Consider the following 12,435-nt stretch of genomic DNA (forward strand, 5'->3'; position numbering starts at 1 on the left):
GCTTCAGCCCCAACACCAACGGCACCAATGCCGTCTCCGCCACGGCAGCGGACGCGGTGGGCAATGTCTCCACGGCCGGCACGCAGACACTGACCATCGATACGATTGCGCCCGGCGCTCCCGTGATCACCAGCGCGGCGCTCTCCAATGATGGGACCCCGACCATCACGGGAACGGCCGAAGCCGGATCAACGGTGACGCTGACCATCGGCGGCGCCACCTATACCACCGTTGCCACGGGCGGAAACTGGAGCATCGATACCGGTTCTGCCACACCGACCAGCGGCAGCTTCAGCCCGAATACCAACGGTACCAATGCCGTTTCTGCCACGGCCAAGGACGCAGCGAACAATACCTCGACGGCCGGCACCCAGACGCTGACCATCGACACCACGGCGCCCGGCGCACCCAGCATCACCAGCACTGCGGCGACCACCGACACCACGCCGGTGATCAGCGGCACGGCGGAGGCCGGGGCCACGGTGACCGTGACCGTGGGTGGCGCCACCTATACGACGACGGCCACGGGCGGCAACTGGAGCATCGATACCGGTACGGACACACCGACCAGCGGCACGTTGAGCCTGAACACCAATGGCACCAACGCTGTTTCAGCGACGGCCACCGATGCGGCCGGCAATACATCCACGGCCGGCACGCAGACGCTGACCGTTGACAATACGCCTCCGAACGCGCCTGTCATCTCCACCACGGCGGCCAATACCACTTCCCCGGTCGTCAGCGGCACGGCGGAGGCCGGGGCCACGGTGATCCTGACCATCGGCGGTGCCACCTATACGACGACGGCCACGGGCGGCAACTGGAGCGTCGACCTCTCCAGCGCCACACCCACCAGCGGCTCGTTCACGCCCTTGACCAGCGGAACCGGCAATGCTGCCTCCGCCACGGCAACGGACACGTTGGGCAATATCTCCACGGCGGGTACGCAAAGCATCGTCATCGATACGACGGCGCCGAACGCCCCCATCATCACCAGCGCTGAACTGACCAATGACAGCACGCCCGTGATCAGCGGCACGGCGGAAGCCGGGGCCACGGTGACGCTGACCATCGGCGGCGCCACCTATACCACCGTCGCCACGGGCGGTAACTGGAGCATCGATACCGGTTCGGCCACGCCGACCAGCGGCAGCTTCAGCCCCAACGCCAACGGCACCAATGCCGTCTCCGCCACGGCCACCGATCCGGCCGGCAATACATCCACGGCCGGCACCCAGACGCTGACCATGGACACGACGGCGCCGACCGCCCCCAGCATCACCAGTGCCGCGGCGACCAACGACGGCTCGCCGGTGATCAGTGGCACGGCAGAAGCCGGGACCACGGTGACACTGACCATCGGTGGCGCCACCTATACGACGACGGCAACGGGCGGCAACTGGAGCATTGATACCGGCACCGCCACGCCGACCAGCGGCACCTACAGCCCCAATGCCAATGGCACCAATGCCGTCTCCGCCACGGCCACCGATGCAGCCGGCAATATATCCACCGCCGGTACGCAGAATCTGACCATCGACACGACGGCGCCGACCGCCCCCAGCATCACCAGTGCCGCGGCAACCAACGACACGACACCGGTGATCAGCGGCACGGCGGAAGCCGGGGCCACCGTGACCGTGACGGTGGGCGGCGCCACCTATACAACGACGGCCACGGGCGGCAACTGGAGCATCGATACCGGTTCGGCCACGCCGACCAGCGGCAGCTTCAGCCCCAACGCCAACGGCACCAATGCCGTCTCCGCCACGGCAACGGACGCGGTGGGCAACGTCTCCACGGCGGGCACGCAGACGCTGACCATTGACACAACGGCACCCAGCGCGCCCAGCGTCACCAGCGCGACGCTGACCAATGACACCACACCCGTGATCAGCGGCACGGCGGAGGCCGGTGCCACCGTGACCGTGACGGTGGGCGGCGCCACCTATACTACCGTGGCCACGGGCGGCAACTGGAGCATCGACACCGGTTCGGCCACGCCGACCAGCGGCAGCTTCAGCCCCAACACCAACGGCACCAATGCCGTCTCCGCCACGGCAACCGATCCGGCCGGCAATACATCCACGGCCGGCACCCAGACGCTGACCATCGACACGACCGCGCCGACCGCCCCCAGCATCACCAGTGCCGCGTCGACCAGCGACGGCACGCCCGTGATCAGCGGCACGGCGGAAGCCGGGGCCACGGTGACGCTGACCATCGGCGGCGCCACCTATACGACGACGGCCACGGGCGGCAACTGGAGCATCGATACCGGCACCGCCACGCCGACCAGCGGCACCTACAGCCCCAATGCCAATGGCACCAATGCCGTCTCCGCCACGGCCACCGATGCAGCCGGCAATATATCCACCGCCGGCACCCAGACGCTGACCATGGACACAACGGCGCCGGATGCGCCGATCATCGCCAGCACGGCTGCGACGAACGACACGACACCGGTGATCAGCGGCACAGCGGAAGCCGGCTCCACGGTGACACTGACCATCGGTGGCGCCACCTATACGACGACGGCAACGGGTGGCAACTGGAGCATCGATACCGGCACCGCCACACCGACCAGTGGCACGTTCAGCCCAAATGCCAACGGCACAAACGCGGTCTCCGCCACGGCAACGGATACATTGGGCAATGTTTCCACGGCCGGCACCCAGACGCTGACCATCGATACGACCGCGCCGAACGCCCCCAGCATCACCAGCGCGACGCTGACCAATGACAGCACACCCGTGATCAGCGGTACGGCGGAAGCCGGGGCCACGGTGACGCTGACCATCGGCGGTGCCACCTATACGACGACGGCAACGGGCGGCACCTGGTCCATCGATACCGGCACGGCCACGCCGACCAGCGGCAGCTTAAGCCTGAATGCCAATGGCACCAATGCCGTCTCCGCCACGGCCACCGATCCGGCCGGCAATACATCCACAGCCGGCACCCAGACGCTGACCCTTGACACGACAACGCCCAATGCCCCCAGCATCACCAGTGCGGCGTCAACCAACGACGGTACGCCGGTGATCGGCGGCACGGCGGAAGCCGGTTCCACGGTGACACTGACCATCGGCGGCGCCACCTATACAACGACGGCCACGGGTGGCAACTGGAGCATTGATACCGGCACCGCCACGCCGACCAGCGGCACGTTCAACCCAAATACAAATGATGACAATGCCGTCTCTGTAACGGCGACGGATGCGGCGGGCAATACGTCTGCCCCCGGCACCCAGACGCTGACCATCGACACGACCGCGCCAAATGCACCGGTCATCACCAGCAGTCTTTTGACCGCCAGCATCGCGCCAGTCGTGGGTGGCACGGCGGAAGCCGGCAGCACGGTCAGGCTGACGATCGGTGGGGCGACCTATACGACGACGGCAACGGGCGGCAACTGGAGCATCGACCTCTCCACCGCCACACCGACCAGCGGCACGCTGAGCCTGGATAAGAACGGAAACAATGCGCTATCGGCCACGGCGACCGATGCCTACGGCAACGTATCCCAGGCCAAGACGGATGGTTTGCTCATCGACAGCGTCGCCCCCGCCGTTCCGACAATCGTTGCCGGTCTGAGCCAGAGCGCAACGCCCGTCATCACCGGAACGGCAGAGGCAGGGGCCAGGGTTACCGTCAATGTCGGTGGCGCGACCTACACCACCGTCGCCACCGGGGGTAACTGGACCCTTGACCTGGGCACCGCCACACCGACCAGCGGGTCACTGACCCTTGACCTCAATGGCACCAACACGATCACGGCTACCGCGTCCGATGCCCTGACCAATATATCGCAGGCCGCGACGGCATCGTTGGTCATTGACACAACCGCGCCGAGTGCACCTGCCATCACGACGCCCGCATCGACCGGCGACGCGACGCCCGTCATCGGGGGGACGGCAGAGGCTGGTGCTCTGGTCACTGTCACGGTGGGTGGGGCGACCTACACGACGACCGCCACCGGGGGCAGCTGGACGATCGATACCGGCACCGCCACGCCGACCAGTGGCAGTTTCACTCCGAACACCAACGGAACCAATGCCGTGTCCGTCACGGCAAAGGATCTCGCCGGGAATGTGTCGGCGCCGGGTACGCAGTCATTGGTCATCGACGCCACCGCGCCAGACGCGCCGTCGATCGCCGCAATTGCAAACAACAGCACGACACCAACCATCTCCGGCACGGCGGAGGCCGGTGCCACGGTGACCGTGTCGGTGGGTGGCGCCACCTATACAACCGTAGCGACGGGTGGCAGTTGGAGCATCGATCTTGCCAGTGCCACGCCGGCTTCCGGCACGCTCAACCTCAATGCCAACGGCAGCAACACGATAACTGCAACGGCGACGGATGCCACCGGCAATGTCTCGGCACCGGGCAGCCAGGTCTTGCTGCTGGACAATGTCGCGCCAACCGGTGCCACGGTACAGTTTAACGATACGACCATCGATTCCGGCGAACAGTCCAACGTCGCCTTCACCATCAGCGATGGAGAGATCGGCGCGCAATATAGCTGGACCGTCACTTCATCCGGGGGTGGTTCCCTGTCCGGTACGGGCGTCATGTCGGCGACGACCGCCAATGTCACCGGGCTTGACCTGTCCAGCCTGGGGAACGGTACGCTCAGCCTGTCCGTGACGCTGGCCGACCCGGCCGGCAATGTCTCACAGCCCTTCACGGCCAGTGCCAGCAAAGTCACCGCCACGGTGGAAAAGCCGGTCCCGGTCACCCCGCCGCCCGTGGTCAATGTCGACGGGGCCACAGTCACGGGCACTACCACCACTCAGCCCGACGGCAGCCGCACCAGCACCGTGGTCATCGTCGCGCCCACGGAAAGCCGTGAGGAGGATCCCTCCACGGCCAATGCCAATCTGGCCGACGTACCCGTTGTACGCGAACAGGTGGTTGATGCGACGACGGGACAGGTCAGCACCGTCACCACCCTGACGGTCAGTGTGCCTGTCGGCGTATCGGTGACCGCATCCGGCACTTCCACCCGCACGGATCCGACCCAATCGCTGGACGACCTGATCCGTGAGATTCAGGCGCGGACGCAGAGCGGATCTCAGTCCCAAGGGGATTTGACCAACGGCGGAACGGGCTTCCTTGGGCAGTTGTCGTCGCAATCGGAACTGCTGGTCCGCAGCATCGACTTCACGGGCAGCAGCAATGAGGGCAACACGACCCGCGTCACCGGCAGCACGCTGAATTCAACCACGCTGCCAACGGCCCTGGTCTTGAATACGACCGGTGTCCAGGGGCAGGTGAATATTGCGCTGGATAATGTCGAATTCGCCGCTGTCATCGGCAGCGCCACAGTCACCGGCGGCGATGGCAACCAGACGGTGTTTGGCGACACCAACAGCCAGACCATGATTCTGGGTCCGGGAGATGACATCCTGTCCGGCGGTGGTGGTAACGATACGGTTGCCTCGACCTTCGGCAATGACACCTTGTCCGGAGACGATGGCAATGACGTCGTTCATGGCGGCGTCGGCGATGACTGGGTCATCGGTGGGGCGGACGATGATCTTGTCGGCGGCGGTGAAGGCGACGATCGGGGCTTCGGCGGCTCCGGAAACGACATTCTGTTCGGCGAAGCCGGCACAGACACGCTGACCGGCAATGATGGCGACGACACGATCGACGGCGGCAGCGGCGATGATCTTTTGTTTGGCGAGGATGGTAATGACCAGCTTTCCGGAGACATCGGCAACGATACGCTGGTCGGCGGAGCGGGCAACGACACCGGCCTTGGTGGTGACGGCAACGACCTGATCGGGCTTGGTATCGGCAATGATGTGGGCGACGGTGGTCTCGGTAACGACACGCTGTTCGGTGAGGATGGCGACGATACCCTGGCTGGCGGCGACGGCTCCGACGTCATTAATGGCGGCGCCGGTAACGATCTCCTGTTTGCCGATGGTGGGGCGGACACCCTGTGGGGTGGCGACGGACACGACACCTTCGCGTTTGGTGCCAAGTCCGGTGGCGCGATCATCGCCGATTTTGAAATCGGAGTGGACCGTCTGGCGATCTATGATGGCCAACTGTCTCTGGCGGCGGTAATTGCCTCGGCTCGTTTCGTCGACGGCAGCACCATTCTTGATCTGGGCGGCGGCAACAGCCTGACGATTATTGGCAAATTTGGTGACGTTGCTACTTGGTTTATGGATCCGTCGGGGCAATGACGGTGACCGAACAGCGGCGACCGTAACTCCGGTTGTCCAGCCTGATGAACTGCTGCTGTTGCGGCGGCGTCTACGGTGTTGTAGACGCCGCCGTAACTGCTTACGCGCAGAGCGGGTGGTGATGCCCTGGATATTGGCCCGCCGTCAGCGCCTTCTTCGCCATGCGGGCGGCTACAGGAATGTTGGGAAGTAGCTGCTGCCGGTACGCAGCTTGGGGATTCGCAGTTCCACCATCCGGACCCACAGGCAGTGAAGGAACGCTCAACCTCCACCCGTGCTCCAGGGGTGGGCACCGGAGGTTAGTCACACCAATCCCGATCTGTGCGCCATCACTCTCCCAACCATCGTCGTTGACACTTGCATGTAATTGCAGAACCATGGCTGCATGCAATCCTCGATCACCCCCCTTTCCCATGCAGAGCGTATCGACCGCGTCCGTCTGATCCGGGCGGAGAATGTCGGGCCGGTGACATTCATGCGATTGATGGAGCGGTTCGGGACGGCGACGGCGGCACTGGCGGCACTGCCGGAACTGGCCAAGCGCGGGGGGCGGACCGCACCCTTGCGGGTTCCGGGCAAGGCGGAGGTGGAGCGGGAGGCAGCGGCGCTGGATCGGATGGGCGGGCGCTGGCTGTTCCGCGGCGAGGCGGAGTATCCGGGACCGCTGGCCGTTCTGGATGATGCGCCACCGGTGTTGAGCCTGCTGGGCTTCCCGGCGCTGCTGTTGCGGCCCTGTGTGGGCATCGTCGGTGCGCGCAATGCCAGCATTGTGGGTCGCAAGATGGCGGAGAAGCTGGGGCGCGATCTGGCTGAGGCGGGGTTTACGGTTGTGTCCGGCCTGGCGCGCGGCATCGATACGGCGGCGCATCAGGGGGCGCTGGCCGGGGGCATGAATGGCGGCGGGACGGTGGCCGTGGTCGCGGGCGGTGTCGACATCATCTATCCACCGGAAAATGCCGATCTGTACCGCGATATCGCGCAGCGGGGAGCCGTTCTGGCCGAATCACCCCTGGGCACGGAACCACAGGCACGCCATTTCCCCCGGCGCAACCGCCTGATTTCCGGCCTGTCACTGGGCGTGGTGGTGGTGGAGGCGGCGGTGAAGTCGGGGTCGCTGATCACGGCCCGCTTTGCCGCCGAACAGGGGCGTGAGGTGTTTGCCGTGCCCGGGTCACCGCTGGACCCGCGCGCCCAGGGCTGCAACCGCCTGATCAAGGAGGGCGCGGGGCTGGTGGAAAATGCCGATGATGTCATCACCCACCTGCAAGGCAGCCTGCGCGGACCGATGGCCGAGCCGGCGGGAGGGCAATATCGCTCCACCCATCCCCTTACGGAAGATGAGGTCGAACTGGCAAAAGCACGCCGTTTGGTGGGAGAGTGCCTGTCCCCCTCCCCGGTTCTCATTGACGAAGTGGTCCGCGGCTGCCAATTGTCTGCCGGGGTGGTGATGACCGTTCTGCTGGAAATGGAACTGGCGGGCCGGCTGCAGCGTCATCCCGGTGGGCAGGTCAGCCTGATCTGATCCTGTCCCGCCATCCGGTGTCCCTATTGATTAAAAAGGCGGGTCCTTCAGTGGCTGGCAGTGTCGTCATCGTCGAATCCCCGGCCAAGGCCAAGACCATCAACAAATATCTGGGGCAGGATTTCACCGTCCTGGCCAGCTTCGGGCATGTGCGCGATCTTCCGCCCAAGGATGGGTCGGTGCGCCCCGAAGAAGATTTCGAGATGGATTGGGAGCTGGGTGACCGGTCCAAGCGCCATGTCGATGAAATCGCCCGCGCCGTAAAGGGTGCGAGCCGCGTCTTCCTGGCAACCGACCCGGATCGCGAAGGGGAAGCCATCGCCTGGCACGTGCATGAGCTGCTGAAGGAAAAGCGGCTGGCCGGCAAGGCGGAGATCCGCCGCATCACCTTCAACGAAATCACCAAGAGCGCGGTGCTTGAAGCCATCGGCAAGCCGCGCGATGTGGATCAGGAACTGGTGCAGGCCTATCTGGCCCGCCGCGCCCTGGATTATCTGGTGGGCTTCAACCTGTCGCCGGTCCTGTGGCGCAAGCTGCCGGGGTCGAAGTCGGCGGGGCGTGTGCAGTCGGTGGCCCTGCGTCTGATCTGTGAGCGCGAGGGCGAGATCGAGGCGTTCAAGCCGCAGGAATATTGGACCATCGAGGCGGAGTTCAAAACCCACGACGGCGCCACCTTCACCGCCCGCCTGACGCAGTTGGACGGCAAGCGCCTGGAGAAATTCAGTCTGGGCGACAAGGGGGCAGCGGAAGCCGCCCTGGCCCGTATCCGCCCCATGCTGTTCAAGGTCGGCCGGGTGGAGCGCAAGGAGGTGAAGCGCAACCCCTATGCGCCCTTCACCACCTCCACCTTGCAGCAGGAAGCCAGCCGCAAGCTGGGCTTTGGCGCCGTCAAGACCATGCGCACCGCCCAGAAGCTGTATGAAGGTGTCGATATCGGCGGGGAGACGGTCGGTCTCATCACCTATATGCGTACCGATGGCGTGTCGTTGAGCCAGGAGGCCATCGAGGGGTCGCGTCGCCTGATCGATCAGACCTGGGGCGATGCCTATGTCCCGGAAAAGCCCCGCATCTACAAGACCGCCGCCAAGAACGCCCAGGAAGCGCACGAGGCCATCCGCCCGACCGACCTGTTCAAGCGGCCGGACCAGTTGTCGCGCTATCTGGATAAGGACGAGCTGCGGCTGTACGAGCTGATCTGGAAGCGCACGGTGGCCAGCCAGATGGCCAGCGCCATTATGGATCAGGTCACCGTCGACATCATGTCAAAGGGGGCCGAGGCCGTGTTCCGCGCCACCGGCTCCATCGTCCGCTTCGACGGCTTCCTGAAGGTCTATCAGGAAGATAAGGATGATGATGGCGAGGATGAGGAGAACCGCCGTCTGCCGCCCATGAAGGATGGCGACGACCTGACGCGCGGGGCGCTCAAATCCGACCAGCATTTCACCCAGCCGCCGCCGCGCTATACCGAGGCCAGCCTGGTGAAGAAAATGGAGGAGCTTGGCATTGGCCGTCCCTCCACCTATGCCTCCACCCTGCAGGTGCTGCAGGAGCGCAATTATGTGCGGCTGGAGAAGCGGCGGTTCGAGCCGGAGGATCGCGGGCGGCTGGTCACCAGCTTCCTGGAGAATTTCTTCAACCGCTACGTCCAGTATGATTTCACGGCGGCGCTGGAAGAGAAGCTGGACGATATTTCCGGCGGACGCATCTTCTGGAAGGATGTGCTGCGCGAGTTCTGGAAACATTTCCACGCGGCCATCGACGAGACCAAGGACCTGACCATCACCCAGGTGCTGAATGCCCTGGATGATGCGCTGGGACCGCACTTCTTCCCCGATCGGTTCGATGCCGAGGGGCACAAGATCGACGTACGCGTCTGCCCCACCTGCGGGGCCGGGCGGCTGTCGCTGAAGCTGGGCAAGACGGGCGCCTTCATCGGCTGTTCCAACTATCCGGAATGCCGTTACACCCGCCCGCTGGCCGTGGCGGGGGAAGAAGCGGAGGCGGATGCCGACCGCGATCTGGGCGTCGATCCCGAGACAAACCAGAATGTGGTCATGAAGCGCGGGCCCTATGGCGTCTATGTCCAGTTAGGCGAAGCGGCGGCCAAGGGGGAGAAGCCCAAACGTGTGTCCCTGCCGCGTGGCATGAACCCGCAGGATGTGGACCTGACCATTGCGCTGGCACTGCTCTCCCTGCCGCGCTCTCTGGGTACGCATCCGTCATCGGGCCAGGAGATTCAGGCCGGCATTGGCCGGTTCGGTCCCTATCTGAAGCATGGCGACGCGTACAAGAACATCCCGCCGGATGACGACGTGCTGACCATCGGGTTGAACCGGGCCGTCGTCCTGCTGGGTGATGGGCCGGTGAAGAAGGCGGTGGCGGGCCGGGAACTGGGCAACCATCCCAAGGATGGCAAGCCCATCTCCATCGGGTCCGGCCGCTTCGGGCCTTATGTGAAGCATAACAAGATGTTCGCCAGCATCACCAAGGCCTACAATGCCGACACGCTGACGCTCGATCAGGCCGTTGAAATCCTGGCCGCCAAGGCCGCGAAGGACACCGCCAAGAAGGGTGCGGCACCGGAGACGGCGGAAGCCGAGGAGAAGCCGAAGAAGGCGCCGGCCAAGAAGGCCGCCGCACCGAAGACGGCCGCGAAGACCACCGCAACCAAGACAGGGACCGTCGCCAAAAAGCCGGCGGTGAAAAAAGCCAAGGCCTGAGCTTGCAAACAGGAACAGGGTGAACCATGTTCATGCGTATAAAGGGTAATCGTACCCTGGAGGCCCCGATGCGCGCCCTGTTCCTGACCGGTCTGGTCCTGTCGATCATCGCCCTGTCTGCCACGGCGGAGGAGCAGGCGGCGTCGGCACCCGCCAATACCTTCACCCTGCTGGAAAAGAAGCCGGAACCCCAGCCCGTGGGCGGTGGCCCCACCACGCGCGGCGTGCCCGATTACAGCCAGGGCGTGCCGGTTGCGGAAGCGCAGCAGGCCGAGAAGGAGGCCAAGTGCCGGGTCCGCAAGACGGTGGAAGCCGGCGTGGCCATGGGCGGGGTCAGCGGCACCTATGGTGGCGCGCGGCTGGATTACGGCAAGGATGACAAGGCGCTGGCCCGTGGCTATGCCCCCAGCCCCTGCCCCGATACGGGCTTTGCCATGTCGCTGGCCGTGTCCGGCAGCGACATGGAGGTCAAGCGCCGGGGCGAGCGCCGGCCCATGCAGATGGATGATGACCAGCGGCCCGACCTGATGGAGCGCTGAGCCGATCAGAAGCCGTTCAGGGTCTTTTCGATATTCAGCCCCACAGTCAAACCGCCCAGGGCGGCCCCGTCCTCTCCCCCACCGATCGTAAAGCTCACCTGCACGCTGAACTGGCTGGTCGACTGATCGAATGTGATCGTATCGATAAAGACCGTGTCCGGCCCATTGGGCACGGTCATGGAGAATTTCCGCTCGTCGGCCTGCCACAGGTCGCTGGACAGCGGGTCAGAGGCCGTCGCCACACCCGCGGCATCAAACAGCAGGATTTCGGAAACCATGTCGCCGCCGGCTTGGCGCAGCTTCGAGAGCGCGGCCGACAGGGGATGGTCACGCACCGCCGCCACCAGCGGTTCATCACGCCGCTTGCGGTTTTCATGGAAGCGCCGATCCTCGGCCATGATCTGCTGCACGGGCTTGGCCCCGTTGACCCGCCACGACGCGCGCAGGGCGGGCAGCAGGTCAGGATCGGCCAGAAGCTGGTCGCGCACATGGCGGGCCACGGACAGGGCCGTGCGCCGTTCAGCCGGGGACAGGGACATATTGGCGGCAGCACAGTTCGGCACCTGTGCATTGAACCGTTCGAGAAAACCGGGATGCGCGGCCAGGAAGGCATTGGAGAAATAGACCCCCAGCGGCATGTAGCGCTGAAAGGTGATGTTCAGGGAGGCCGGGTCGATCCCCGCCTCCTGCCAAGCGAAACGCAGTTCTGCCTCATCCATCAACACCGCCGCCACCCTGCCACCGACCAGCATGCGCAGCAACTGGGTGGCGGAGCGGGCGACACCGTCGGCATTGGCGCTTTGCGCCAGCAGCCATTTAAGCTGATTGGACCCCAGGACAGCCGCAACAGGCAGGTTCGGACGTACCGTCGCCGCCATGGTGCCACCACCCGCCGAGGTCACCCAGACCCAGCGCTCCAGGGCCAGGGGCAGCGAGAACATGCCGTCCTGAACCTTGCCATCAATGTCCGGGGCGATGGAGAAGACACCATCCGCCAGCCCCAGCCGTACCTGCTCACGCGCCCGCAGCCAGGGGGCCAGCCCCACCTCATACCGGTGGTTCATCCGGCCCATGACACAGTGAAGGGCCCGCGTGGAGGTGCCGTCAAGAGTGCCGCCCACCATCTCCTGATAAGGCGGGGCGATATTGGTCAAAAACCGCATGACATCGGCGGCGCGCGTCTGCGCGGCGGGGCCGATCAGGAACACAGCCACCGTCAGCAGGCGCCCCGTCATCGCGACAAGGCGCATGTTCACTCCCTATCCACCGGTCTATAGGCCGGCCTTCAAGGAAAGTGTAGGGCCCCACCGGGACGATGGATATCTATCCGGAAGATTTGCCCATGGATCAATGCACGGACAACCGCCGCAGCCGCGCGATCAGGCCCACAAAGACGGGGAGACTAGAGCCCAGACACCCCTGGTCCCGTAATTGCGCCTCCATATCCT

5 protein-coding genes are annotated in these 12,435 nt (G+C 65.0%); 4 read left to right on the plus strand and 1 reads right to left on the minus strand.

The window, feature by feature from the left end; translation table 11 throughout:
* The 4 genes from KBA48_RS12115 to KBA48_RS12130 all read left to right on the plus strand — a co-directional run.
* Positions 1 to 6,206: Ig-like domain-containing protein (locus tag KBA48_RS12115; RefSeq protein WP_292906609.1), on the plus strand; the 6,206-nt coding region annotated here is incomplete at its 5' end.
* Positions 6,207 to 6,591: 385 nt separating this feature from the next.
* Positions 6,592 to 7,728 carry a DNA-processing protein DprA gene (dprA, locus tag KBA48_RS12120; protein WP_292906611.1) on the plus strand — a complete coding sequence of 379 codons (1,137 nt, stop codon included), beginning with the start codon at positions 6,592 to 6,594 and terminating at the stop codon, positions 7,726 to 7,728.
* Positions 7,729 to 7,778: 50 nt separating this feature from the next.
* A complete protein-coding gene (topA, locus tag KBA48_RS12125) occupies positions 7,779 to 10,448 on the plus strand; it encodes a type I DNA topoisomerase (RefSeq protein WP_292906613.1) in 2,670 nt (889 codons plus the stop codon).
* A 26-nt stretch (positions 10,449 to 10,474) separates the two neighbouring features.
* Positions 10,475 to 10,987 (plus strand): hypothetical protein, encoded by a 513-nt coding sequence (locus KBA48_RS12130; RefSeq protein ID WP_292906614.1) that lies wholly within the window; start codon positions 10,475 to 10,477, stop codon positions 10,985 to 10,987.
* Between the two features lie 5 nt (positions 10,988 to 10,992).
* Here the strand turns inward: KBA48_RS12130 and KBA48_RS12135 are convergent, their stop codons facing one another.
* Positions 10,993 to 12,237 carry a hypothetical protein gene (locus tag KBA48_RS12135; protein ID WP_292906615.1) on the minus strand — a complete coding sequence of 415 codons (1,245 nt, stop codon included), beginning with the start codon at positions 12,235 to 12,237 and terminating at the stop codon, positions 10,993 to 10,995.
* Between the last annotated feature and the right edge of the window lie 198 nt (positions 12,238 to 12,435).

The sequence above is a fragment of the Niveispirillum sp. genome (genome assembly GCF_017996735.1).
Classification (GTDB): domain Bacteria; phylum Pseudomonadota; class Alphaproteobacteria; order Azospirillales; family Azospirillaceae; genus Niveispirillum.

Bases quoted from the DNA above. Each gene is read 5' to 3' on its own strand.
- KBA48_RS12135 (WP_292906615.1), bottom strand. From the start codon at position 12,237: ATGCGCCTTGTCGCGATGACGGGGCGCCTGCTGACGGTGGCTGTGTTC.
- KBA48_RS12130 (WP_292906614.1), top strand. From the start codon at position 10,475: ATGTTCATGCGTATAAAGGGTAATCGTACCCTGGAGGCCCCGATGCGC.
- dprA (WP_292906611.1), top strand. From the start codon at position 6,592: ATGCAATCCTCGATCACCCCCCTTTCCCATGCAGAGCGTATCGACCGC.